Source organism: Streptomyces peucetius (genome assembly GCF_025854275.1).
Taxonomy (GTDB): domain Bacteria; phylum Actinomycetota; class Actinomycetes; order Streptomycetales; family Streptomycetaceae; genus Streptomyces; species Streptomyces peucetius_A.
The window spans coordinates 3,974,748-4,000,237 of the sequence record NZ_CP107567.1 but is presented as its reverse complement, the minus strand read 5'-3'; the positions used below and the strand labels follow the sequence as shown (position 1 = coordinate 4,000,237).

Annotated in this window: 20 protein-coding genes; 12 read left to right on the top strand and 8 right to left on the bottom strand. The window is 70.7% G+C overall.

All coding sequences use genetic code 11. The features are described 5' to 3' along the window. Positions 1-73 precede the first annotated feature (73 nt). Positions 74-892 carry a DUF2637 domain-containing protein gene (locus tag OGH68_RS18390; protein ID WP_264245361.1) on the top strand — a complete coding sequence of 273 codons (819 nt, stop codon included), beginning with the start codon at positions 74-76 and terminating at the stop codon, positions 890-892. Between the two features lie 247 nt (positions 893-1,139). On the opposite strand, the gene OGH68_RS18385 is transcribed toward OGH68_RS18390, so the two are convergent. The 3 genes from OGH68_RS18385 to OGH68_RS18375 form a co-directional block, all read right to left on the bottom strand. Then, entirely contained in the window at positions 1,140-1,970 is an 831-nt protein-coding gene (locus tag OGH68_RS18385) for a hypothetical protein (RefSeq protein ID WP_264245360.1), read from the bottom strand. Between the two features lie 147 nt (positions 1,971-2,117). Further along, complete coding sequence (locus OGH68_RS18380; RefSeq protein ID WP_264250152.1) at positions 2,118-3,212, bottom strand: metallophosphoesterase; 1,095 nt, start codon at positions 3,210-3,212, stop codon at positions 2,118-2,120. A gap of 259 nt (positions 3,213-3,471) precedes the next feature. Then, on the bottom strand, positions 3,472-4,584 hold the full coding sequence (locus OGH68_RS18375) for a LacI family DNA-binding transcriptional regulator (protein WP_264245359.1): 1,113 nt from the start codon (positions 4,582-4,584) through the stop codon (positions 3,472-3,474). Between the two features lie 406 nt (positions 4,585-4,990). Between OGH68_RS18375 and hisC the strand changes: the two genes are divergently transcribed. Continuing rightward, positions 4,991-6,070, top strand: coding sequence for a histidinol-phosphate transaminase (gene hisC / locus OGH68_RS18370; protein ID WP_264245358.1), 1,080 nt, complete (start codon positions 4,991-4,993; stop codon positions 6,068-6,070). A 121-nt stretch (positions 6,071-6,191) separates the two neighbouring features. Next, positions 6,192-7,595: an IS1380 family transposase gene (locus OGH68_RS18365; RefSeq protein ID WP_413470966.1), complete on the top strand. Its 1,404-nt coding sequence runs from the start codon at positions 6,192-6,194 to the stop codon at positions 7,593-7,595. 234 nt (positions 7,596-7,829) lie between these two features. On the opposite strand, the gene OGH68_RS18360 is transcribed toward OGH68_RS18365, so the two are convergent. After that, on the bottom strand, positions 7,830-8,207 hold the full coding sequence (locus OGH68_RS18360; RefSeq protein ID WP_264245355.1) for a cyclophilin-like fold protein: 378 nt from the start codon (positions 8,205-8,207) through the stop codon (positions 7,830-7,832). Between the two features lie 200 nt (positions 8,208-8,407). Here OGH68_RS18360 and OGH68_RS18355 point away from each other — a divergent pair, with 200 nt between their 5' ends. From OGH68_RS18355 to OGH68_RS18340, 4 genes are all read left to right on the top strand, one after another. Beyond that, a complete protein-coding gene (locus OGH68_RS18355) occupies positions 8,408-9,916 on the top strand; it encodes a cytochrome ubiquinol oxidase subunit I (RefSeq protein WP_264245354.1) in 1,509 nt (502 codons plus the stop codon). Positions 9,917-9,938: 22 nt separating this feature from the next. Beyond that, entirely contained in the window at positions 9,939-10,940 is a 1,002-nt protein-coding gene (gene cydB / locus OGH68_RS18350; protein WP_264245352.1) for a cytochrome d ubiquinol oxidase subunit II, read from the top strand. 15 nt (positions 10,941-10,955) lie between these two features. Then, entirely contained in the window at positions 10,956-14,615 is a 3,660-nt protein-coding gene (cydD, locus tag OGH68_RS18345) for a thiol reductant ABC exporter subunit CydD (protein ID WP_264245350.1), read from the top strand. A 421-nt stretch (positions 14,616-15,036) separates the two neighbouring features. Continuing rightward, entirely contained in the window at positions 15,037-16,119 is a 1,083-nt protein-coding gene (locus tag OGH68_RS18340; protein ID WP_264245348.1) for a M23 family metallopeptidase, read from the top strand. A 101-nt stretch (positions 16,120-16,220) separates the two neighbouring features. Here OGH68_RS18340 and OGH68_RS18335 read toward each other — a convergent pair whose 3' ends face one another. Further along, entirely contained in the window at positions 16,221-17,090 is an 870-nt protein-coding gene (locus OGH68_RS18335) for a Cof-type HAD-IIB family hydrolase (RefSeq protein WP_264245346.1), read from the bottom strand. 96 nt (positions 17,091-17,186) lie between these two features. Here OGH68_RS18335 and OGH68_RS18330 point away from each other — a divergent pair, with 96 nt between their 5' ends. Continuing rightward, a complete protein-coding gene (locus OGH68_RS18330; RefSeq protein ID WP_264245344.1) occupies positions 17,187-18,086 on the top strand; it encodes an LLM class flavin-dependent oxidoreductase in 900 nt (299 codons plus the stop codon). Between the two features lie 60 nt (positions 18,087-18,146). On the opposite strand, the gene OGH68_RS18325 is transcribed toward OGH68_RS18330, so the two are convergent. The 3 genes from OGH68_RS18325 to OGH68_RS18315 all read right to left on the bottom strand — a co-directional run bounded on the left by OGH68_RS18325 (position 18,147) and on the right by OGH68_RS18315 (position 21,619). Beyond that, positions 18,147-18,728 carry an RNA 2'-phosphotransferase gene (locus OGH68_RS18325; RefSeq protein ID WP_264245342.1) on the bottom strand — a complete coding sequence of 194 codons (582 nt, stop codon included), beginning with the start codon at positions 18,726-18,728 and terminating at the stop codon, positions 18,147-18,149. Between the two features lie 127 nt (positions 18,729-18,855). Continuing rightward, positions 18,856-19,797: a MerR family transcriptional regulator gene (locus OGH68_RS18320; protein WP_264245340.1), complete on the bottom strand. Its 942-nt coding sequence runs from the start codon at positions 19,795-19,797 to the stop codon at positions 18,856-18,858. 34 nt (positions 19,798-19,831) lie between these two features. Then, entirely contained in the window at positions 19,832-21,619 is a 1,788-nt protein-coding gene (locus tag OGH68_RS18315; protein WP_264245339.1) for an SDR family oxidoreductase, read from the bottom strand. A gap of 262 nt (positions 21,620-21,881) precedes the next feature. Here OGH68_RS18315 and OGH68_RS18310 point away from each other — a divergent pair, with 262 nt between their 5' ends. Genes OGH68_RS18310 through OGH68_RS18295 form a run of 4 tightly spaced genes read left to right on the top strand, consistent with a single transcriptional unit; the run spans position 21,882 to position 25,394 of the window. Next, complete coding sequence (locus OGH68_RS18310; protein WP_264250149.1) at positions 21,882-22,844, top strand: ABC transporter ATP-binding protein; 963 nt, start codon at positions 21,882-21,884, stop codon at positions 22,842-22,844. After that, entirely contained in the window at positions 22,841-23,749 is a 909-nt protein-coding gene (locus OGH68_RS18305) for an ABC transporter permease (RefSeq protein ID WP_264245338.1), read from the top strand. The genes OGH68_RS18310 and OGH68_RS18305 overlap by 4 nt, the downstream gene beginning before the upstream one ends. Continuing rightward, positions 23,746-24,657 carry an ABC transporter ATP-binding protein gene (locus OGH68_RS18300; protein ID WP_264245336.1) on the top strand — a complete coding sequence of 304 codons (912 nt, stop codon included), beginning with the start codon at positions 23,746-23,748 and terminating at the stop codon, positions 24,655-24,657. Before OGH68_RS18305 ends, OGH68_RS18300 begins: the two co-directional genes overlap by 4 nt. Before the next feature lie 17 nt (positions 24,658-24,674). Next, a complete protein-coding gene (locus OGH68_RS18295; protein WP_264245334.1) occupies positions 24,675-25,394 on the top strand; it encodes an ABC transporter permease in 720 nt (239 codons plus the stop codon). The last annotated feature ends 96 nt before the right edge of the window (positions 25,395-25,490 follow it).

The window sequence follows — 25,490 nt, the reverse complement described above, 5'->3', positions numbered from 1 at the left end:
TACCACCGACTGTCGAACACAGTGCACGCGTCGCCGACTGTACGAGGCGATGGACGGACGGGGCGAAGCCTTCATGTATGACGAGTACGGCTCGTTCGGTTCAGCGGTTTCCCACCCGGAAATGGGCGGCTATGGCAGGTGGGAGGACCCGTATGCCGCTTCCCCGAAGACCTTTCTGAGCCCCCATGAGCCGATGGCTCCTCTCGGCCTGGAGATCCTTGACGGGACGTGGGACCCGACAGCGGAACTGCAGCAATTGCTGCAGCCCTCTGCCGGAGAGGAGAAGCCCACGGCTTTCTCCGGCTATGGCAGCGGCCTGGACTCGGGAGACGGCAGCTCACTCGCAGACCGGAACAGCATCACCGCCGAACTTCCCCGTGTACGCCCCGTGCCGGGGCATCGCCGACGGGTACCGTCGCAGAAGCCGAGGTTCTCTCTGCTGCAGACAGTCAGCGTCTCCATTGCCGTGGTGGCCGCCGTCATCGTTTCCGGAGTGAGCATCTTCGGAGGCATGGTCGCCCTGGACCCGCTACGGCACATTGCCGCGTCACGAACGTCCCAGGGCCTGATGAGCTGGTGGCCGGTTCTGGTCTACGGACCCTGGCTGGTTGCGTCTCTCTCCATCCTGCGCGCATCGCTCCATCATCGCCGGACGGTGCAATCCTGGGTGGTCGTACTCTTCTTCTCGGCCATCACGACCTGGTTGTGCGTGATCGAGTCAGCCGGGTCGTTCACCGACGTCGCTGCTGCCGCGCTCCCTGCCCTTGCAGCTCTTGTCTGCTTTCAGCAACTCGTCCGGCTCGTCACGCTGGCCCGGCCGCCCCGCCGTCCCTCCGCGCGCCACCGTGTCCGCGTTCCATCCACACCATTCCTGCCCTCCACGCCCGGCTGACGAGCCGCTGAGCAACCTGCGCACGCCCGGCCGGGTCACGGCAGTACCACCGCACGACAGTCAACGGGCTGATCTTCTGTCGTCCCAGCGTCCCCCGAACAATCTCCGGGGGACGCTGTCGTTCTGGGCAGGAGGACAACGGTCGGCTCAGCCGTTCCCACGCCGCATCACACGGATCACCCGGCCCATGCCCACATCGACGCCTCAGGCATGAGGCAGCCACCTGATCGTGGCCACCGGCCGGTGTTCAGTCCGGCTGGCGCTCGGGGCCGCCGAAGTCCGGACTCGTGAAGTCCGGGCTGGTGAAGGTCGGGCGCTGCCCTGAGGCCGCCCCGTCCGCAGGACTGGAGAACTCCGGTCCGCTGTACCCGACCTTCGGCATGCGGCTCACCGGTCGCGGTGGCCCCGTGGACGCCGGGTCGGCGCTGGGGTCGGCCAGTGCTGCTCGCAGGAAGGGCAGAATCCCGCGCTCCAGCAATGCGTGGCGCCAGGCGTCCTTCGCCCGTGACACCTCGTCCGGCAGCTCTCCGGTGGGCGCTTCTTCGGCCACTTGGGCGGCGCCGTTGCGCAGAGCCGTCAGCAGCAGCCCCACCGCTGCGACCAGGATGGCGGCCGCCGTGAGCGCGCCGAAGAACCACCCGGCCGTCAGCAGGGCGTCGGCAAAAGACGGGGTGGGGCTGAGCATTTTGAGGATGTAGCCGACGAGAAGGAAGATCGCGGCGGCTGTCCCGGCGAGGACAGGGGCGAGTACGGCGATGACGGCGGCGAAGCCGGCGCCGCCGCCCTCCGAGCTGTCGCCGACCGCGGAAGCGCGCACGGAGCCGCGCACCGAGGCGGCGGTCGTGGGGGCCCGCGTTTCCCGGCGCACTTTCACATAGTGCTCGTACTCGGCGGCGGCCGAGGCGGTTATGAGTGCCGTCGCGTTCAGTGCCATGGTGCGCAGCTGCTCGGCGTTGAGACGTAGTCCCACGGTGGCGAGGTCGGGCCGTTCATGGGCGTTGCGCAGTGCTTCGTCGAGGACTCGCTGGTACTCGGCGCGGTCCTCGTTCAGCAGGTGCGGAGCGCTGTTCATGTGCATCCCCCGATGCTCCGCCCGCCGGACGGCCCGTGTGTGCCGGGCAGTTGAGCGGAAGCGGAGGAGAGTCTGCTACGGATACGCCGATGGTAGAGCGGTTACGGCACAGGGTGACAGGGGGTTTCCGTAAATCGCCTGCCGCAAGTGGGTTCAGTTCGGCAGCGGGAGGTGCTGGACAAGCAGCTTTCCGGCCATGGTCACGCCGCCGTCCATGGCGATCGCGAGCCCGTCCGCGTACACGTGCGGACCCTCGACGACGGGGCGTTCGCCGTCCTCGCCGTCCTCGGTGCCCACTTCGCCCAGCAGATACGGAATGGGGCTGTGGCCGTGCACGATGCGCCGGCCGCCGTAGGCACCGAGCAGCTCGCGCACCGCCTGCGGGCCGCCGTCGTCGCGGAAGGCGAAGCGCTTGGTGAACTTGCGGAACAGGTCCCAGCACTCGTCCGCGTCGTTGCGCGTGAGGATCGCGTGCACGGTGTCGTTGACGTCCGCGATGGTGGATCCGTAGTCGAGATAGGCGGTCGTGTCGGAGTGCAGCAGGAGGTGGTCGTCCTCCTCGACGATCGCGTCGAGCCGGGCCATCCACTGCAGATGGACCTCCTGCAGCCGGTCCATGTCCGCTTTCTGGCCGCCGTTGAGAAGCCAGGCCGCCTGGAAGGTGGCGGTGCCGGCACCGGAGTTGACGGGCGTGTCACCGAAGCGTTTGGCGCCGAGCAGCAGCAGCTCGTGATTGCCCATGAGCGCCTTGCAGTAACCGCCCGCGGCGGCGGCCTCGGCCGAGAGCCGCATGACGAGGTCGATCACACCGATGCCGTCGGGGCCCCGGTCGGTGAAGTCGCCGAGGAACCAGAGCCGGGCGTTGCCCGCGGCCCAGTGGCCTTCGGCGTCGATGAGGCCCTGTCCGGCCAGGGCCGCCACGAGTTCGTCGAGATAGCCGTGGACGTCGCCGACGACGTACAGCGGGCCGCGTCCTTCGTCCCCGGCCGGCTCGGCGGGGTCGACATGGACCTGGACGGTGTCGCCCGGACCGCCTCGGCGGATGACGGGCAGATCGCGTGCGGTGGGGGTGTAGCCCTCCGGTTCGCCCTCGGGGAAGGCGTTGCCGGGATGGCCCGCGTGACCCGGGTCCGCCGCCTGCGACTGCACGGGAACCTGCGCGTACGGCGGTACACGGAAATCGCGCAACGTCGCCGTCCGCACCACGGGTCCTTGACCGGCCCCCTGAGTCATCGACCCCTCCACCACCGTCGCGCCGCCGTTCACCTCTCGGCCCAGCCTGGTCGGGGTGGTCCGCGGTGTCGTTCGCCCATCATAGGAATGCGCCAGGCGGTGTGTGACGCACCAGGGGTGGTGAATCATCGAGCAGCCCCGGTTCGCCGGTTGTTTCGTCCCAATTGGGAAGGTCCAGGCCCTCGCGCGGCGCGGTCCGGGCGTGTCCGGCCGGATCCGCAGGAGGCGCCCCGGCTCGCCGGGCTCCCGCCCAGGAGCCCGGGCTCTTCGGGCCTTACGGCTGCGAGGGGGACCGCGGCGCGCTCACGGTCGTCCGCGGTGGACGTCGCTGCGACGACGTCCTGACGATCAGTTCGGTCGGTATCACCTGCTCGATCGGCCGGTCCTTGTCGATTCCCTCGATCGCGTCGATCAGTAACTGGACGACGGCCGTACCGATCCTGCGGGGTTTGAGCGAGAGCGTGGTGATGGGCGGTTCGGTCGTGGCGTAGACGGTCGACTCGCTGCAGCACACGAGCAGCAGGTCGTCGGGCACCCGCAGTCCGTAACGGCGGGCGGCGGCGAGCAGATCGGTGCCGTTGGGGTCGAAGAGCCCGTACACCGCGTCCGGCCGGTCGGGGCGGGCCAGCAGCCGGTCGGCGGCGACGGCTCCGGCGCACGGGTCGTGCGCGGGGTAGGACTCGTAGACGGGGGCCTGGCCGACGCGCTCGCACCAGTGGAGGTAGGCCGTGGTCGACAGCCGGGTGTAGGTGTCGGTGGTGGTGCCGGTCAGCAGGCCGATCCGGCGGGCGCCGGCGGCGGCGAGATGGTCGAGCAGGTCGAGTACGGCGGCTTCGTGGTCGTTGTCCACCCAGGCGGTGACCGGAAGGGTGCCGGCGGGGCGCCCGTCGGAGACGACAGGCAGTCCCTGGCGCACAAGTTCGGTGACGACCGGGTCGTGGTCGGAGGGGTCGATGACGACGGTGCCGTCGAGTGCGACGTTCGACCAGACGTCGTGTCTGGAGGTGGCGGGCAGGATGACCAGCGCGTAGCCGCGGGCGAGAGCGGCGGAGGTCGCGGCTCTGGCCATCTCGGCGAAGTACGCGAACTCCGTGAAGGTGAAAGGTTCATCCCCGTAGGTCGTCACTGTCAGGCCGATCAGGCCCGACTTTCCGGTACGGAGGGTGCGGGCGGCGGCGGACGGGCGGTATCCCAGCCTGTCCGCGACCTCGCGGACGTGCCGGCGGGTGGCGTCCGGGAGTCGGCCCTTGCCGTTGAGGGCGTCGGAGACGGTTGTGATGGAGACCCCGGCCGCGGCGGCCACGTCTCTGATGCCTGCCCGACCCTGTCTGCCGCTCCGGCGGGTTGTGTCCGTCCGGCTCACCTGGTGCTTCCCTGCTGCTGTCATGGCGAGCCGATAGTAGGGCTCGCACCGGTGGTCGGGCCGGTCGCATATGCAGGCGTTGGCAGGCACGTTTCTGCATGATCATTGCAGTCATATTCCCTTGTAAATAAAGGGAGTTGGCTCGCTTGAGCATGGAGTGTCGGGTGCTGGGCCGCTGATGCCTGGCGAGGGGTCCATGTCTCGAAGAGGTCTCAACTCATCACTACGGGGGACGCGCGCCACGGCGCAAGCCACCGGCGCACGCCATGTCCTTCAGCGCTCCCCCCGGATTGTTCCCTTCGCCCCGCTTCCCGCCGGCCCGGCGAGCCCCACCGGCTCCCGGCCATTCGCAGCGGAGGCGAATCCTCATAAGGTGAGCAGTATTGGTTGAGCGGTACAGATGTGCACGGACGGTCGAGGAGGACCTGCGGTGAGCGAGACGAGCCCCAAGCTGCGCGCCGAGCTGGACGGCATCCCCACGTACAAGCCGGGCAAGCCGGCGGCGGCCGGTGGCCCGGTGGCCTACAAGCTGTCCTCCAACGAGAACCCGTATCCGCCGCTGCCGGGTGTGATGGAGAGCGCCATGGCCGCGGCGCAGAGCTTCAACCGCTACCCCGACATGGCCTGCACCGGACTCATGAACGAGCTGGCGGACCGTTTCGGGGTGCCGGTGACCCATCTGGCCACCGGCACCGGCTCCGTGGGCGTGGCCCAGTCGCTGCTGCAGTCCACCTCAGGCCCCGGCGACGAGGTGATCTACGCCTGGCGCTCCTTCGAGGCGTACCCGATCATCACGCAGATCAGTGGCGCGAAGTCGGTGCAGGTCCCGCTGACCGACGGCGAGGTGCACGACCTCGACGCCATGGCCGACGCGATCACCGACCGGACGCGGCTGATCTTCGTCTGCAACCCGAACAACCCGACCGGTACCGTGGTGCGCCGCGGGGAGCTGGAACGGTTCCTGGACCGGGTGCCCTCGGACGTACTGGTGGTGCTGGACGAGGCGTACCGGGAGTTCATCCGCGACGCCGACGTCCCCGACGGTCTCGAGATCTACCGCGACCGCCCCAACGTGGCCGTGCTGCGCACCTTCTCAAAGGCGTACGGCCTGGCCGGACTCCGGGTCGGTTTCGCGGTCGCCCACGAGCCGGTGGCCGCGGCGCTGCGCAAGACGGCCGTGCCGTTCGGTGTCACGCAGCTCGCGCAGGACGCGGCGGTCGCCTCGCTGCGCGCCGAGGACGAGCTGCTCGGCCGGGTCGGCTCCCTGGTCTCCGAGCGCGCCCGGGTGCACGGGGCCCTCGTCGCGCAGGGCTGGTCGGTGCCCGAGACGCAGGCGAACTTCGTCTGGCTGCGGCTCGGTGAGCGCACGCTCGACTTCGCGGCGGCGTGCGAGAAGGCCGGTGTGGTGATCCGGCCGTTCGCGGGTGAGGGGGTGCGGGTCACCATCGGTGAGTGCGAGGCGAACGATGTGTTCCTGCACACCGCCGAGACCTTCCGCAAGAGCTTCTAGCCTGCGCGTTTCACTTGCCGCCGTGTCCGGATCTTGACCGGAAACGCGAAAGTGCCCTCTGAGCTGGGAAGATGAGGCTTGTCGAAGGTCTCTGTCATCCCAGCAGGAAGGCACTTTCTGCGTGCACACTACCGGGTCGCGCCCCAAGCTCGTCGTCTCGGCCGACGGCCACGGGGTGGTCGCCCATGCCGGTTCCCGTCTGCTGGCCGATCTCGCTGACGCCACCGGCCTGACCGACGCGTTCACCGACGCGCTGCGCCGCCTGCGGCCACGCGGCACCGGACACAACCCGGGCAGGATCGCGGTAGACGTGGCGGTGATGCTCGCGGACGGCGGCGAAGCCATCGCCGACTTGGCCCTACTGCGTGACCAGGCCGAGGTGTTCGGCCCGGTGGCCTCTACCCCGACCGCCTGGCGCCTCCTGGCCGGCATCGACCACACGGCACTGGCAGCGCTGCGCACGGCCCGAGCTGCAGCGCGCGAGGTCGCCTGGCTGCAGGCCGCCGAGACAGACAGCGGCATACCCGCGGCCCAGGCCGGCGGGCGGGACCTGCCCGGGCTGGTCATTGATATGGATGCCACCCTGGTCACCTGCCACTCCGAGAAAGAGCAGGCCGCAGCCACCTACAAGCGGGGCTTCGGCTACCACCCGCTGTTGTGCTTCCTGGACAACACCGGCGAAGCCCTGGCCGGACTGCTGCGGCCAGGAAACGCCGGCGCCAACACCGCCGCCGACCACATCACCGTCCTCGATGCGGCGCTCGCCCAGATCCCCGACGACCGCCGCCACGGCACCCCCATCCTCGTCCGCACCGACAGCGCCGGAGGAGCCAAAGCGTTCCTGGCCCACCTGCGGGCCCTGCGCGCCCGAGGCGTCCACACATCCTTCTCGGTCGGACATCCCGTCACCGAACCGGTCCGCCGCGCGATCCGCGCCCTGCCCGATGAGGTCTGGCACCCCGCGCTGGAGCAAGACGGCACCCTGCGCACCGGCGCCGAGGTCGCCGAGCTGACCGGCATGGTCGACCTGGACGGCTACCCCGATGGCACCCGGATCATCGTCCGCCGCGAGCGCCCGCACCCCGGCGCCCAACTGTCCGTGTTCGACCTCGACGAGGGCATGCGCCACCAGGTCTTCCTGACCGACACCCCCTACGGCGAAGGCTCGCTGCAACACCTGGAGGTCCGCCACCGAGCGCACGCACGCGTCGAGGACCGCATCCGCTGCGGAAAGACCACCGGCTTCGGCCGCTTTCCCTCCCGCCACTTCACCCTCAACCAAGCGTGGCTGGAGCTGTCACTGGCCGCCACCGACCTGCTCGCCTGGGCCCAGACCCTGCTGCTGGAAGGAGAGTTGGCCACCGCCGAGCCGAAGAAGCTGCGCTACCGGCTGCTGCACGCAGCCGCCCGCATCACTCGCGGCGGCCGCCGCCTTCGCCTGCGGATCGCCGCGGCCTGGCCCTGGCGGCACGAACTCATCAACGCCTTCGCGCGCCTCACGGCACTACCGCGACCAGCCACCTGACCTGCTGCACTGTCCCTGCCCGCCCACCACCAAGGAACCCGTTGGAGAGCCCGGCCCGAGCGTCGGGCCCAAGCCATGCCCACTCACCGACCAGGGCCCGACAGCACCAGTCCTCCGCCATCACCCCAGCTCAACCACTCGAAGCGAAAGGGGGAGGCTAGGGCTTCCGGAGCTCCCAGAGCGTCTCGAGCGTCTTCGGCTCTTGAGCTTTCCGGGCCTTCGGAGCGGACGTCCTCAGGCCGGGCCGACGCGCTCGACCCTGAGCGGGTCGCCGGGGCGGATGCCCGCTGGCAGGCGGGGGTTGCCGTCGATCCGACCGAGGAGGTTGCACGGGCTCGCGAGGCGGCACTCGTCGCCGCGCGAGATCGGCGTCGGTCCGTACGGGAGGGCGATGGCGTCGCCGTCGGTCCAGAACGCGACGGTGCCGGGCTCCACCACCTGGCGGGCGTCCGGTTCCGGCGCGACGCTGACGGGGGTGGCGAAGTAGACCTCCTCGCCCCAGGTCTGAGCCGTCGCGGAGAACGGCAGAACCCCCATGAGCGCCTTGCTCGTGGGGGTTTCCTCGATGGTGGCGGTCAGGTGCCCGGTCGGCCATGAGATGCGTATCTGCATAGCCGGAATTCAACAATATGTTGAAGTTCTTGGGAAGGGTCCCCGCAAGAGGGACCCCCCGGCAGAACGTACGGATTTCGTATGCGCCATAATGCTTGTGAATGTGAACGCGTTCACAAGCACACCCCGGTTCCTCCCGGAATCAGTGGAAAGGGAGGGGGCGGCTGCCGCTCGACCGCGGCGACGTAAGGAGAGACGACGTGGACCTCGCTCTGGCGCCCGAGACCTTGGCGCGATGGCAGTTCGGCATCACCACCGTCTACCACTTCCTGTTCGTGCCCCTCACGATCTCGCTCGCCGCGCTCACCGCCGGCCTGCAGACCGCCTGGGTGCGGACAGGCAAGGAGAAGTACCTCAAGGCCACCAAGTTCTGGGGCAAACTTTTCCTGATCAACATCGCCATGGGCGTGGTCACGGGCATCGTGCAGGAGTTCCAGTTCGGCATGAACTGGTCCGACTACTCCCGGTTCGTCGGCGACGTCTTCGGCGCGCCGCTCGCCTTCGAGGCGCTGATCGCCTTCTTCTTCGAGTCCACCTTCATCGGGCTGTGGATCTTCGGATGGGACAAGCTGCCGCAGAAGATCCACCTGGCCTGCATCTGGATGGTCTCGATCGGCACCGTTCTCTCCGCCTACTTCATCCTGGCGGCGAACTCCTGGATGCAGCACCCGGTCGGCTACCGGATCAACGAGGAGCGGGGCCGGGCGGAGCTCACCGACTTCTGGCTGGTGCTGACCCAGAACACGGCGCTCACCCAGTTCTTCCACACCATGACGGCGGCCTTCCTGGTCGGCGGCGCCTTCATGGCGGGTATCGCGGCCTTCCACCTGGCGCGCCGGAAGCACATCCCGGTGATGCGGACGTCGCTGCGCGTGGGCCTGGTCACCGTCGCTGTCGCCGGGCTCATGACCGCGGTCAGCGGTGACCTGCTCGGCAAGGTGATGTACGAGCAGCAGCCGATGAAGATGGCTGCCGCCGAAGCACTCTGGGACGGCGAGGCGCCCGCACCCTTCTCCGTCTTCGCCTACGGCGACGTGGACAAGGGGCACAACAAGGTCGCCGTCGAGATCCCCGGCCTGCTGTCGTTCCTGGCGCACAGCGACTTCGACTCGTACGTCCCCGGCATCAACGACGTCAACGAGCAGCTCCAGGAGACGTACGGTCCCGGCGACTACCGGCCAAACATCCCCGTCGCCTACTGGGGTTTCCGCTGGATGATCGGCTTCGGCATGGCGTCGCTGACCATCGGCATGATCGGACTCTGGCTGACCCGACGGAAGTTCCTGCTGCCCCCGGCGCTGCGGACCGGCGAGGACGAGGTGCCGAATCTGGTGCTGTTCAGGAACAAGGCACTCAGCCCCCGGCTGGGCAGGTGGTACTGGCTGATCGCGCTGTGGACGATGGCCTTCCCGCTGATCGCCAACTCCTGGGGCTGGATCTTCACCGAGATGGGCCGGCAGCCCTGGGTCGTCTACGGCGTGCTGCGCACCCGTGACGCCGTCTCCCCCGGTGTCTCGCAGGGCGAGGTCATCATCTCGATGGCCGTCTTCACCCTGCTCTACGCGGTGCTCGCCGTGATCGAGGTCAGGCTGCTCGTGAAGTACGTCAAGGCGGGCCCGCCCGAACTGACGGAGGCCGACCTCACCCCGCCCACCAAGATCGGCGGCGACGACCGTGACGCCGACCGGCCGATGGCCTTCTCCTACTGAGGCCTTGAGGAGCTGCTGAGGCATGGAACTCCACAACGTCTGGTTCGTACTCATCGCCGTCCTGTGGATCGGCTACTTCTTCCTGGAGGGCTTCGACTTCGGGATCGGCGTCCTCACCAAGCTGCTGGCGAGGGACCGCACCGAGCGGCGTGTGCTGATCAACACCATCGGACCCGTCTGGGACGGCAACGAGGTGTGGCTGCTCACGGCGGGCGGCGCGACCTTCGCCGCGTTTCCCGAGTGGTACGCCACGCTCTTCTCGGGCTTCTACCTTCCGCTGCTGCTCATCCTGGTCTGCCTGATCGTGCGTGGAGTCGCGTTCGAGTACCGGCACAAGCGGACGGAGGAGCGCTGGCAGACCAACTGGGAGCACGCGATCTTCTGGACCTCGCTGCTTCCGGCCTTCCTGTGGGGCGTCGCCTTCGGCAACATCGTGCGCGGCGTGAAGATCGACGCGGACAAGGAGTACGTCGGCGGTCTCGTCGATCTGCTCAACCCGTACGCGCTGCTCGGCGGAGTGGTGACGCTCGCCCTGTTCACCTTCCACGGCGCGGTGTTCGCGGCGCTGAAGACGCTGGGGGACATCAGGACCCGGGCCAGGGCCATGGCGGTGAGGCTCGGACTGCTCACCATGGTCCCGGCACTCGGCTTCCTGGTGTGGACCCAGGCGTCGCGCGGGGACGGCAAGAGCCTGGTGGCGCTGGTCGTCGCGGTGCTGGCGCTGGCCGGAGCGGTCGGAGCCGTCAAGGCGGGCCGCGAGGGCTGGTCGTTCGGCCTCTCCGGCGTCACCATCGCCACCTCGGTGGCGATGCTCTTCCTGGCGCTCTTCCCGAACGTCATGCCGTCCACGCTCGACGGAGCCTGGAGCCTGACGGTCACCAACGCCTCGTCGAGCCCCTACACCCTGAAGATCATGACTTGGCTGGCGGCGGTCGCCACACCGCTGGTGCTGCTCTACCAGGGCTGGACGTACTGGGTCTTCCGCAAGCGGATCGGCACCCAGCACATCGCCGACGCCCACTAGCGGGGGATGTTCCACGTGAAACCGATCGATCCGCGCCTGCTCCGTTACGCGCGTGCCACCCGGGGGTTCCTGGCCGCGGTGGTGGCGCTGGGCGCCGTCGGGGCGGGCCTGGTCGTCGCTCAGGCGATGCTCATCGCCGAGGTGGTGGTGGGCGCGTTCCAGCGGGACCTGTCGGTCGCCGACCTCGCGACCCCACTAATGCTGCTGGCCGGGGTGGCGGTCGGCCGGGCATCCGTCTCCTGGCTGACCGAGCTGGCCGCGCACCGGGCGAGCGCCGAGGTGAAGTCGGAGCTCCGTCGCCGGCTGCTGGACCGGGCCGCCGAGCTGGGTCCCGGCCGGCTGAGCGGGCACGGGACATCCCCCGGCCCACGAGTCGGCGGAGGCACCGGATCGCTCGTCGCGCTCGCCTCGCGCGGCGTCGACGCACTGGACGACTACTTCTCGCGCTATCTGCCTCAGCTCGGGCTCGCGGTCGTGGTGCCGGTCGCGGTGCTGGCGCGGATCGTGACGGAGGACTGGGTCTCGGCCGCGGTCATCGTGGTGACCCTGCCGCTGATCCCGCTCTTCATGGTGCTGATCGGCTGGGCCACACGGACGAGCACGGACCGGCAGTGGCGGCTGCTGTCCCGGCTCTCCGGACACTTCCTGGACGTGGTCGCCGGGCTGCCGACCCTGAAGGTGTTCGGCCGGGCGAAGGCGCAGGCCGAGTCCATACGGACCATCACCACCCAATACCGGCAGGCGACTCTGCGCACGCTGCGGATCGCGTTTCTCTCGTCGTTCGCGCTGGAGCTTCTGTCGACACTGTCGGTGGCCCTGGTCGCCGTCGGTATCGGTATGCGTCTGGTCCACGGCGACCTGGACCTGTACACGGGACTCGTGATCCTGATCCTCGCCCCCGAGGCGTATCTGCCGATCCGGCAGGTGGGGGCCCAGTTCCACGCCGCTGCGGAGGGGCTCTCCGCTGCGGAGGAGATCTTCGAGGTGCTGGAGACGGCGCCAAGGCGATCGGGCGGTGCACCCGTCCCGAGCACCCTCCGGCTGGAGGTCGACAAGGTCACGGTCCGTCATGAGCGCCGCAGTGAGGCATCGCTGGAAGGTGCCTCGCTGGTGGTGGAACCGGGCGAGACCGTGGCGCTCGTGGGGGAGAGCGGGGTCGGCAAGTCCACGCTGCTCGACGTCCTGCTGGGGTTCGTGGACCCGGCGGAGGGGCGTGTGCGCATCGGCGGTACGGACCTCGCCGACCTGGACATGGAGCGGTGGAGGGAGCAGATCGCCTGGGTCCCGCAGACGCCGTATCTCTTCGCGGGGACGATCGCCGAGAACGTACGGCTCGCCCGGCCGGACGCGGACGACGCGGCGGTCCGGACCGCGCTGCGGGAGGCAGGGGCGTACGACTTCGTCTCCGCCCTCCCTCTGGGGCCGGAGACCCTGCTCGGTGAGGAAGGCGCGGGTCTCTCGGCGGGTCAGCGGCAACGGCTTGCGCTAGCCAGGGCGTTCCTCGCGGACCGGCCGCTGCTGCTGCTCGACGAGCCGACGGCCGCGCTGGACGGGGCCACGGAGGAAGGCATCGTCGAGGCGGTGGGCCGACTGGCGCGGGGACGGACGGTGCTGCTGGTCGTCCACCGCCCGGCGCTGCTGGCCGTGGCGGACCGGGTGGTCACGCTGTCCCGTACGGCGACTGCGGGCACCACCCGGGCGAAGGGGGCGACGCGGCCCGGCGCGGTGGAGGCACCGGCAGGGGCCGAGGCAGACGCCGGGGCGCTCGGGGAAGCCGCACCGCAGGCGTCAACGGGCCCGAAGGGCAGGTCATCTCTGGTACGGGTGCGGGCGGCCGCCCGTCATCTGCGCGGACGTCTCGCTCTGGCCCTCCTGCTGGGCAGTCTGGCCCTCGGCTCCTCCGTCGGGCTCATGGCCGTTTCCGGATGGCTCATCTCCCGCGCGTCCGAACAGCCGCCTGTCCTCCATCTGATGGTGGCGGTGACCGCGACCAGGGCCTTCGGTATCGGACGGGCGGTCTTCCGGTACGCGGAGCGCCTCGTCTCCCACGACGCCGTCCTGCGGACGCTCGCTGAACTGCGGGTCGCGGTGTACTCCAGGCTCGAACGCATCGCCCCGACCGGACTCGGCCGGACCCGGCGCGGTGACCTGCTGTCCCGGCTCGTCGCCGATGTGGACGCCCTCCAGGACTACTGGCTGCGCTGGATGCTGCCCGCCGCCACGGCCGTCCTCGTCGGTGCCGGAGCCGTCGGTTTCACGGCATGGCTGCTGCCCGAGGCCGGTGCGGTCCTCGCCGCGGGCCTGCTCGTGGCGGGAATCGCCGTACCGCTCGCCGGCGGGGCGTTCGCCCGGCGTGCTGAGCGGCAACTGGCCCCCGCGCGCGGGACGCTGGCCACCAGGGTCGTCGATCTGCTCCGCGGTACCGGTGAACTGACCGTCGCCGGTGCGCTCCCGCGGCGTCTCGCGTCGACGCGCGACGCGGACCGGACGCTGACCCGCATCGCCGCGCGGCAGGCCGCCGCCACGGCGCTCGGCGGCGGTCTCTCGGCCCTGGTGTGCGGGCTGACCGTGGTGGGTGCCGCGGTGGCCGGTGTGCGGGCGGTGTCGGAGGGGCGTCTCGACGGTGTGTGCCTGGCGGTCGTCGTGCTCACGCCGCTCGCCGCCTTCGAGGCCGTGTCCGCCCTGCCCCTCGCCGTGCAGTACCGGCGGCGTGTCGCGCGCAGCGCCGAGCGGGTGCACGAGGTCCTCGACGCGCCCGTCCCCGTACGGGAGCCGGAGCGGCCGGCCACTCCGCCGGCCACCGCCTTCCCTCTGGTGCTGCGCGGCGTCGGCGCCCGGTACGCGGACCAGGAACGCGACGCGCTGAGCGGCCTCGACCTGAGCCTGACCGCGGGCAGGCGGGTCGCCGTCGTCGGTGTCTCCGGCTCGGGCAAGACGACGCTCGCGCAGGTGCTTCTCCGCTTCCTGGACGCCGGAGCCGGGACGTACACCATCGGCGGTGTCCCGGCGGCGTCGATGGAAGGCGACGCGGTACGGCGCTACGTGGGGCTCTGCGCCCAGGACGCCCACCTCTTCGACAGTTCCGTACGCGAGAACCTGCGACTGGCACGCCCGGACGCGACCGAGGAGGAGCTGAGGCGGGCGCTCGACGACGCCCGGTTGCTGGACTGGGTCGACGCACTGCCCGACGGGCTCGACACACTCGTCGGCGAGCACGGCGCCCGGCTGTCCGGCGGTCAGCGCCAGAGGCTGGCCCTGGCACGCGCGCTCCTGGCGGCCTTCCCGGTGCTCGTGCTGGACGAGCCCGCCGAACACCTCGACCTGGCGACGGCCGACGCACTCACCTCCGACCTGCTGGCGGTGACCGCGAGGCGGGCCGCGGGTGCGGGCACGGCGGTCGGTGAACCGCCCGCGACCGTGCTCATCACGCACCGCTTGCGCGGCCTGGAGGCGGTCGACGAGGTCGTCGTCCTCGAGGCCGGGCGGGTGGTGCAGCGCGGACCGTACGAGGACCTCTCCCTGGTCGACGGTCCGTTCCGGACGATGCTGGACCGCGAACGGGCCACGGACCGGGTCGCCGGCCGAGCGGCCACGGCGGACGGCAGCAGGGACAGGATCCGCGACAGCCGGACGGACGGGACGGACGGGATGGGACTAATTAGTCTCGGGGCATGACCTCGTCGGAACCGAAAGGCCCGCCCGACGCCGCGGCTCGGGCGGCCCCGCCCTCCCGGATCTCTCCGCCGGCGGTTCGAGCGGCGGCGGCACCGGCATCGGCCCCGACGGGACCGGCACCACGGTGATCTGGGAGGTACCGCTGCGGGCCGCGCCCCGCCCGCGTACGGCCTGAGGCCGCCCTCCCCGGCAGCGGGCCGCGTCCCGGTGGCCAAGGGCCCGGCAACGCTCCCGCGCGTGCTGCGCCCGGTCCGCGTGCGGCGTGACTACGCCCTGTCGCCGGCCGAACCCGTACGGCCTGATCCGGACGGGCTCCCTCGGGGGCGCTTGTCGCCCGGGGTGCGGCTGCGGCTGGGCCAGTCGGCCGTACGACACCTCGGCGGTCCCCGGGATCGGGCCGCCTCAGGGCGACGATCCCGGCATGTGCTTGAGACACCGAGAGCGGTTGCTGATCGTCCCGGTGGTGCTGTGCGCGCTTCTCGGCACACCGGCCCATGCCGCCGCGGCGCGCGACGACCCGGCGCCGCCGGCCGGTGCCGAAGCGGCGCACGACGGCCCGCCGCCCGTCGGCGCCGAAGTGGCGCGGCTCTACGCGGAGGCGGCCGAGGCGACCGAGCGGTACGAGAAGGGCAGGCGCGCGGCCGACCGGCAGCGGATCACGGCGGGCCGCCTCGAGGACAGGCTGACGCAGCAGCGGAAGCGCCTCGCCGCCGTGCACGACACCATCGGCGGCGTCGCCCGCGAGCAGTACCGCACGGGCGGCACGCTCGCCCTCACCGGACGTCTGCTGCTCGCCGAAGACCCGGACGCGCTGCTGCGCGGCTACCACGTCGCCGGCCGGGCCGAGAAGGCCGTGAGCAGGCTGCTCGACAAGGAGAGGACGGCGGAGCGACGCCTCACGGCCGCGGAGCGGGACGCCCGGGCCGCGTGGCACGAGCTCGCCGTACGCAACCGCCGGCTGGCGGCCGTCAAGCGGGGGATCGAGACCAAGCTGGAGACGGCGCAGTGGAAGCTGCAGGCGGAGGCGGACCGCAGCGCCGCCTCCGGCACATGCGCGGGGGCCGTGCGCCTGGAGCAGCCGGGCGGCCCGTCGAAGGGGGCGGAGTGGGTGGCGCCCGTGGAGGACTACACCCTGTCCGCCGGCTTCGACAGCGTGGGCGAGCGGTGGGTGCGCCGTCACACGGGCCAGGACTTCGCCGTGGACATCGGCGCTCCGGTGCGCGCCGTCGGAGCGGGCCGGGTCGCCTCGGTCTCGTGCGGCGGAGGCTTCGGCATCGAGGTCCTGGTGAAGCACCCCGACGGCTACTACTCGCAGTACGCGCACCTGGCGGGCGTCGCCGTCGACCAGGGCGAGAAGGTGGCCACCGGCCAGTGGATCGGGCAGGCGGGTACGACCGGCAACTCGACGGGGCCGCACCTGCACTTCGAGGTGCGGCTCACGCCTCATCTGGGGTCGGGGGTGGATCCGGCGGCCTGGCTGCGCGAGCGCGGTGTGAATCTCTGAGGCGCGGCCTTCGAGCCCTCGCCCTGGCGTGCCGCCCCGCCACAGCCGGCCTCGCCCTGTCCCGCCCTGCCTTTGTCCTTGCCCTCGTCCGCCGCCGTGCGTCAGGGCCGCCGCTGCATCTCGTGACGGGCGAGGATCTGTTCGATGACCACCGCGACGCCGTCGTCGTTGTTGGCGACCGTCCGCCCGGACGCCGCGGCGATCACATCGGGGTGCGCGTTGCCCATCGCGTAGGACGTGCCGGCCCAGGTCAGCATCTCCACGTCGTTCGGCATGTCGCCGAAGGCGACCACTTCGTCGGAGGAGATTCCGCGCTGCGCGCAGCACAGCGCGAGGGTGCTCGCCTTGCTCACGCCCAGGCCGCTGACCTCCAGCAGTGCCGTCGGGCTGGAGCGGGTGAACGACGCCAGCTCGCCCGCCGCCGTACGCGCCAGGGTGAGGAAGCCGTCGGGCGTCAGCTCCGGGTGGTGGGCGAGGAGCTTGATCACCGGAGCGCCCTCGCCCGGCTGCGCCTCGTGGAGCAGCTTCTCGGCCGTGGCGACGGTGGCCCCGGGGTCGAGGTGGAAGGGCGGGTACTCGGGCTCGTAGTGGATGCCGGTGGTGAGTTCGACCGCGAACGAGGTGCCGGGGGCGGCGGCGCGCAGCGTCCGTACGACGTCCATGGCCGTGGCCCGGGGCAGCTCGCGGACCTCAAGGATCCTGCCGCCGGCGTGCAGGTCGACCACCGCGGCGCCGTTCGCGCAGATGGCCAGGCCGTGGCCGTGGACGTGGTCGCTGACGACGTCCATCCAGCGCGCCGGCCTGCCGGTGACGAAGAAGACCTCGATCCCTGCCGCTTCAGCGGCGGCGAGTGCGGCGATCGTCCGCTCGGAGACCGATTTGTCGTCCCGCAGCAGAGTGCCGTCGAGGTCGGTGGCGATCAGCCGGGGTGTGGTGGCGGGCAGGCGGCGGGGATCGGTAGCTGAGGTCACAGATGCATTCTCCCGTACCGGCTGCACGGGCGTGCGGGAGGGCGCACATCTGAGTGGGCCACGGGGAGGGCGGGCCCGCCGCGTACGCTCGACGGCATGCGTCTGAGCACTGTGATACTTCCCGTCCGCCCGTGGCACAGCGGTGGCCGTGACGAGTGGCTGCGCGCCGAGCAGCTCGGCTTCCACACCGCGTACACGTACGACCACCTCTCGTGGCGGACCTTCCGCGACGGCCCCTGGTACGGCGCCGTGCCGACGCTGACGGCCGCCGCCGCGGCGACCGAGCGGCTGCGGCTCGGCACGCTGGTCACCTCGCCGAACTTCCGGCACCCGGTGACGCTGGCCAAGGAGCTGATCTCGCTGGACGACATCTCCGGCGGGCGGTTCACGCTGGGCATCGGCGCGGGCGGCACGGGCTTCGACGCCACCGCGCTGGGGCAGGAGCCCTGGACGCCGCGGGAACGGGCGGACCGCTTGGCCGAGTTCGTGCCCCTGCTCGACCGGCTGCTGACCGAGGACTCAGTGACGCACGAGGGCGCCTTCTACTCGGCGGATCAGGCGCGGAACATCCCCGGGTGCGTGCAGCGGCCGCGGCTGCCGTTCGCCGTCGCCGCGACCGGCCCGCGGGGGCTGAGGCTCGCGGCCCGGTACGGGCAGGCCTGGGTGACAACCGGGGACCCGAAGCTGTTCGAGACGGGCACTCCGGAGCAGTCGCGCGAGGCTCTGCGCGGGCAGATCGGCAAGCTGGCCAAGGCCTGCGCCGACACGGGCCGGAACATGTCCGGGCTGGACAAGGTGCTGCTGACCGGTTTCACCCCCGACGGGGGCCGTCCGATCGAGTCGCTGGACGCCTTCGTGGACTTCGCGGGCCGGCACTTCGACCTCGGGTTCACCGAGATCGTCGTCCACGCGCCGATTCCGGACTCGGACTTCGCCGCCGACCAGGCGGTCTTCGAGCGGATCGCGACCGAGGCGCTGGCGCAGCTGGGCGCCTGACGCACCGGGTGCACCGGGTGCACCGGCCCGCCCGGCCCGCCCGGCCACGGGTGTGCGGGCTCAGGTGTCCCGGTGGCCCGGGAACCGGATGTACCGCGGGGGTACGGAGGCGGTGAGCCATACGCCGTTGGCGCTGACCCGGAAGACGTGGCCGGCCCGGTGCATCGCGCCCGCGTGGAGGGACAGGACGACGGGGCGGCCGCGACGGGCGCCGACGCATGTGGCCGTCTCGCGGTCGGGCGACAGGTGGACGTCGTGGCGGGTCATGGGGCGCAGGCCCTCGGAGCGGATGGCGTCGAGGCTGCGCGCCACGGTTCCGTGGTACAGGTACTCCGGCGGCTCCGCGGGGGGCAGGCCGAGGTCGACGCCGACGGTGTGCCCCTGGTTGGCGCGGATGCGGGTGCCGTCGATCGCGAAGCGCCGCTTGTCGTTGGCCGCCACGACGTGGTCGAGTTCGGCGCGGGTGAAGCGGAAGCCGTGTTCGGCCGCGGCACGCATCAGCTCGTCGATCTCGACCCAGCCGCCTTCGTCGAGGGTGATGCCGATGCGGTCCGGTTGGTGACGCAGATGCTTGGAGAGGTACTTCGACACTCTGACGGTGCGTCTCTCGTCAGAGTTCGGGTGGGCGGGGCCTGCGTTCATGCGACCAGCGTGCCCGGACGGATGTCGGCGACGCCACTCAAATGATTTTGCCTCGGATGTTTGATCCACAGTCAACTTGTCTTATCCACAGGGAAATTGACGTTCCTGTGGACAACAGCCTTCCGAATCAGTCACTTTGGCCAACTTGGCTCTTTTCATCGGCGTTTGCCGTCAAAGTATCCAATGTCCGGCTGTGCAACTCGCGTTCGGTGGCGGCATGCACGAAGGCGGCGACATTGGCGCGGCCAACGAAGCGTTCCACAGCGTCCGTTGTCGCGCGTGGCAGCGCCACGGTGACGGTGCCCTTCTCCATCTGGGGCCGCCCCTCCGGAAGCAGGTGCTGCTGCAGATGGAGCGTGGCGAACGTCCGCATGGCCCGCGCCAGTTCGGCGTCGATCGTCTGCTGCGCGAGAGGGCGCAGGCGTCGGACGAGGGCCGCCGCTTCCGCGGCGTCGGCGTCGGTCGGAGGACCGTTCTCCAGAAAGCGGGCGAACACGTGCTCCGTCGTGAACTCGAGGAAGCGGGAGGCTATGTGCTCGATCTGCTGCCGAACCTCCCTGAGATGCCCGGTGACTGCGGTCAGCGGGACACCTGCGGCATACAACTCCCGTGCCACCGCCAGCTCCTGCGGGCTCGGCACGAGGAATGCGTCCTCCTCGCCGGGTACGGGCTCCAGCACGCCGAGCTCCACCGCCTCGGCGACGGCGTCCTCGTCCGTCGCGCCGCCGAAGCTGCGCTCCAGCTCCCGCCGGGAGATCCGGTCGACCTTCTCATCGGTCCAGGGACCCTGCACCTCCGCGACGAGGCCGAGCACTCCGCCGAGGCCACGACCGGTGTCCCAGGCCTCCAGAAGCTCCTTGATGGACGCCAGTGTGTAGCCCCGGTCGAGCAGGTTCGCGATCTGCCGCAGGCGGGTGAGATGGGCGGCGCCGTACACGTTGGAACGCCCCCGCCGCGCGGGCGTGGGCAGCAGCCCTCGGTCCTGATAGGCGCGGATCGTGCGGACCGTGGCGCCGCTGCGGTGTGCCAGGTCCTCGATCCGGTACTCGGCCGCCGACTGTTCCGACATGCTTGACTCCCTCAACGACGGCCCGCCGCACGGCTCACAGCCGTGGCTCGATCCTGGCGAACGCCCGCAGCACACCGGGAGCGAGGCGGGACAGGACGCGGGCGCCGCGTGACTCCGGGGTGACCGGCACGACCGCCTGGTTGCGTGCCACTGCCCGCAGGATCGCCTCCGCGACCTTCTCCGGAGGGTAGTTGCGCAACCCGTACAGCCGCGCCGACTTCTTCTGGCGGCGCTTCTCCTCGATCTCGTCCACTCCGGCGAAGCGGGCGGTGGCGGTGATGTTGGTGTTGACGATGCCCGGGCACACGGCGCTGACGCCGATGTCCCGGCCGGCCAGTTCGGCGCGCAGACATTCGCTGAGCATCAGCACCGCCGCCTTCGAGGTGCTGTACGCGGGCAGCGTCCGGGTCGGCAAGTAGGCGGCGGCGGAAGCGACGTTGACGATGTGGCCGCCCTGGCCGCGCTCGGCCATCCGGCCGCCGAAGATACGGCAGCCGTGGATCACGCCCCACAGATTGACGTCGAGCACCTGGCGCCAGTCGTCCGACGTCGTGGCCAGGAACGGACCGGAAAGGCCGATGCCGGCATTGTTGACGAGCACGTCGACCGTCCCGTACTCGGTGGTGACCTTCTGTGCGAGCTTCTCCACGGCCTGCTCGTCGCTGACGTCCACCGTCTCGGCCCAGGCCGCCGCGGCACCCGCGAGCCGCGCCGACTCGGCGGTCCTCACCGCGCCCTGCGCGTCACGGTCCACGGCCACGACCCGGGCTCCCGCCTCGGCGAAGGCCAGCGCCGTGGCGCGGCCGATGCCGCTCGCCGCGCCCGTCACCAGGACCAGCCGGCCGCCGAACCGCTCCTCGAACGGGCGGCGTCGGGGCTCGGCCGCCGTCGTCGCACCGGCGTGACGCGCGGGCCCTTCCTCATGGGCGTCGACGAACCCGGCGATCCACAGCGCCAGTTGGTCGGGCCGGGTGCGGGGCACCCAGTGCTTGGCGTCCAGCGTGCGCCGGGTGAGCCGCGGCACCCACGCACCGAGGTCGTCGTGGAGCCGCTCGGAGAGGAAGGCGTCGCCGGTCGGCGTGATCAGCTGGACCGGGACGTGCGCATGGGCGTCGGTACGCGGACGGCGCAGCCGGGCCCTGACGTTGTCCCGGTAGAGCCAGGCACCGTGGGCCGCGTCCTGCGGCAGCGAGGCCGTCGGGTAGTCGTCGGCCGGGACCTTCTCCACCCGCTGGAGGATCCTCGGCCAGAGCTTGCCCAGCGGGCCGCGCCAGGCGAGTTCCGGGAGCACCGGTGTGTGGAGCATGTACACGTACCAGGACTTGGCGCCCTGACCCAGCAACTGCCCCAACCTGCGCGGCGTGGGGCGGCTCATCCGTCGCTTGATCCAGTGACCGAAGTGGTCCAGGGACGGTCCCGACATGGAGGTGAACGACGCGATGCGGCCCTCGGTGCGTCCGACGGTGGCGAACTCCCAGCACTGCACGGACCCCCAGTCGTGCCCCACCAGGTGTACCGGCCGGTCCGGGCTCACCGCGTCGGCGACGGTCAGGAAGTCGTCCGTCAGCTTCTCCAGCGTGAAGCCCCCGCGCAGCGGCTTCGGCGCCGTGGAGCGGCCGTGGCCCCGGACGTCGTACAGCACCACGTGGAAGCGTTCGGCGAGGCGGGCCGCGACCTCGGACCAGACCTCCTTGCTGTCCGGGTAGCCGTGGACCAGCACCACGGTCGGCCGTGCCGCGTCGCCCAGTTCGGCGACGCACAGCTCGATGCCTCCCGTGCGGATCCGGCGCTCCCGCGCCCCCGACAGTCCTCGCACGCTCACCGGTCCATCCACCGTCCGTCCCCTGTGCGACACGAGCCGTAACTGACATCGATGAATGTGACAATGAACGGCGGCTGCGTCAAGAGCTGTGCACAACCCCGGCCGGCCGTGCATTACCGGAATCCGCGGTGCGTCCGGCCGAGCGCCGGGTTCCACTTCGGTCGGACAGCCCCTACGGGCCCGTACCTCTTGAGTCGGAGACGGATAGAGCCGCGAGGCTGACGTCAGCTGTGTCGCGCACCACTACCTTCGAAACGTGACTGTGATCGCGACCGAAAGCCTGAGCAAGCGGTTCCCCAGGGTGACCGCGCTTGACCGGCTCTCGTTGGACATCGGCCCCGGTGTGACCGGCCTGGTGGGCGCCAACGGAGCCGGCAAGTCCACGTTGATCAAGATTCTGCTGGGACTGTCCCCCGCCACGGAGGGCCGCGCCGCCGTGCTCGGCCTCGACGTCGCCACCAAAGGCGCCGAGATCCGTGAGCGGGTCGGGTACATGCCCGAGCACGACTGCCTGCCGCCCGACGTATCGGCCACCGAGTTCGTCGTCCACATGGCACGCATGTCCGGCCTCCCGCCGACCGCCGCGCGCGAACGCACCGCGGACACCCTGCGCCACGTCGGCCTGTACGAGGAGCGGTACCGCCCCATCGGGGGCTACTCGACCGGCATGAAGCAGCGCGTCAAGCTCGCCCAGGCGCTGGTCCACGACCCGCGCCTGGTCCTTCTCGACGAGCCGACCAACGGGCTCGACCCGGTCGGCCGCGACGAGATGCTCGGCCTGATCCGGCGGGTCCACACCGACTTCGGTATCTCGGTCCTGGTCACCTCCCACCTCCTCGGCGAGCTCGAGCGCACCTGCGACCACGTCGTCGTCATCGACGGCGGGACGCTGCTGCGCTCCAGCTCCACCACGGACTTCACCCAGACCACCACGACGCTCGCCGTCGAGGTCACCGACTCCGACACCCACCCCGACGGCACGGCCGCCCTCCGGGCGGCACTCGTCGCCGCCGGGCTGCAACTCCACGAGCGCACGGAGGACGGTCTGCCCGGCGCCGGCCACATCCTGCTGCTGGAGGCGACCGGCGACGAGACGTACGACATCGTGCGGGACGCCGTCGCCGACCTCGGTATCGGCCTCGTACGGATGGAACAGCGGCGCCACCACATCGCGGAGGTCTTCCGCCCCGAGGCCGCCCGGACCATGGAGGCGCAGGCCACATGAGCACCCACACGCACGACGGCCGGACGCCGGAGGCGACGCGGATCCACAACATCGGGTACCGCCACTACGACGGGCCCCGCCTCGGCCGCGCCTACGCGCGCCGCTCCCTCTACTCGCAGTCGCTGCGCGGCGCCTACGGACTCGGCCGCTCGGCCAAGTCCAAGGTGCTGCCGATGATCCTGCTCGGCATCATGTGCCTGGTCGCGGCGATCATCGTGGCCGTGGCGGTCGCCACGCCCAACATGACCGACCTGCCGCTGAAGTACACGCGGTACGCGATCGTCATGCAGGCGCTGATCGCCCTGTTCCTGGCGGCGCAGGCGCCGCAGTCGGTCTCCCGCGACCTGCGGTTCAAATCCGTGCCGCTGTACTTCTCCCGGCCCATCGAACGCGCCGACTACGTCCTCGCCAAGTTCGCGGCCATGGCGTCCGCCGTCTTCCTGCTGACGGCGACACCGCTGGTGATCCTCTATCTCGGCGCGATGCTGGCCGAGTTCGACTTCGCCGACCAGACGAAGGGCTTCGCGCAGGGCATGGTGTCGGTGGCGCTGCTGTCCGTCCTCTTCGGCGGCATCGGGCTCGTCCTTGCCGCGTTCACACCGCGACGCGGCTTCGGCGTCGCAGCGGTCATCGCGACCATGACCATCACCTACGGCGCGGTCTCCACCGTCCAGGCCATCGCCTGGGAGACCGGCTCGCCCGGTGCCATCCAGTGGCTTGGCCTGTTCTCCCCGGTCACGCTCGTCGACGGGGTGCAGACCGCCTTCCTCGGCGCCACCTCGGCCTTCCCCGGCGGCGAGGGCCCGGGCACCGGTGCCGGCGTGGTCTATCTGCTCGTCGTCCTCGCGCTCGTCGCCGGTTCGTACGGCGTCCTCATGCGCCGCTACCGAAAGGTCGGGCTGTGACCACGATCAGCATTGACAACACCTCACGGTGGTTCGGCAACGTCGTCGCCGTCAACGACGTGACGATGACCGTCGGCCCCGGCGTCACCGGACTGCTCGGCCCCAACGGAGCCGGCAAGTCGACGCTCATCAACATGATGGGCGGCTTCCTGGCCCCTTCCAACGGCACCGTCACCCTCGACGGCGCGCCGATCTGGCGCAACGAGTCGGTCTACCGGCAGATCGGCGTCGTCCCGGAGCGGGAGGCGATGTACGACTTCCTCACCGGCCGCGAGTTCGTCGTCGCCAACGCCGAACTGCACGGCCTGGGCGCCAAGGAGGCCCGGAAGGCGCTGGCCACCGTCGAGATGGAGCCCGCGCAGGACCGCAAGATCTCCACGTACAGCAAGGGCATGCGCCAGCGCGTAAAGATGGCGTCCGCCCTGGTGCACGAGCCGTCCGTGCTGCTCCTGGATGAACCGTTCAACGGCATGGACCCGCGCCAGCGGATGCAGCTGATGGACCTGCTGCGGCGGATGGGCGCCGAAGGCCGCACCGTCCTGTTCTCCTCCCACATCCTGGAGGAGGTGGAGCAACTCGCTTCCCACATCGAGGTGATCGTCGCCGGGCGCCACGCGGCCAGCGGCGACTTCCGCCGTATCCGCCGGCTGATGACGGACCGGCCTCACCGCTATCTCGTACGGTCCAGCGACGACCGGGCGCTCGCCGCGGCCCTGATCGCCGACCCGTCGACCGCCGGGATCGAGGTCGACCTGGCGGAGGGCGCACTGCGCATCCAGGCCGTCGACTTCGGACGGTTCACCGAACTGCTGCCGAAGGTCGCCCGCGAACACTCCATCCGGCTGCTCACGGTCTCGCCCTCGGACGAGTCCCTCGAGTCGGTCTTCTCCTACCTCGTAGCGGCCTGAAAGGAGCTGTGACGCACATGTACGACCCCACAGTCGCCCGGCTCACCTATCGGGCCGTCCTCGGCAGGCGCCGCGCCGCGATCCTGTTCGTGCTTCCGGGGCTGCTGCTGCTGATCGCGGCCGCCGTACGGGGCTTCAACGGCGCCGACGACCAGGTCGCCGCGGACGTCCTCGGCGGGTTCGCCATCGCCACGATGGTGCCGCTGATCGGAGTCATCGCGGGCACCGGCTCGATCGGCCCGGAGATCGACGACGGCTCCATCGTCTATCTGCTCGCCAAGCCGGTGAAACGGCCGACGATCATCTTCACCAAGCTCATCGTCGCGATCGCCGTGACGATGGCCTTCTCCGCGGTGCCCACGTTCATCGCCGGTTTCATCCTGAACGGCAACGGCCAGCAGGTCGCCATCGCCTACACGGTGGCCGCGCTCGTCGCGTCGATCGCCTACAGCGCGCTGTTCCTGCTGCTCGGCACGGTCAGCAGGCACGCCGTCGTCATCGGACTCGTCTACGCCCTCGTGTGGGAGACGCTCTTCGGCAGCCTCGTGCCGGGCGCCCGCACGCTGAGCGTCCAGCAGTGGTCGCTGTCGCTCGCGGAGAAGATCGGCGGGGAGGGCCTCATCGGCTCCGACGTGGGCCTGCCGACCGCCCTCGCCCTGCTGGCGGGCGTCACGGTCGCCGCGACCTGGTACGCGGGCCAGAAGCTTCGGGTCCTCAAGCTCGCCGGCGAGGAGTGACCGGCGTTCCGTCCACCGCCTCGGCCCCAGCCCTCACCGGCAGGGGCCGAGGCGTATCGCGCAGCTGCACGTTTATCGGCTCGTTGTCCGCTGAGC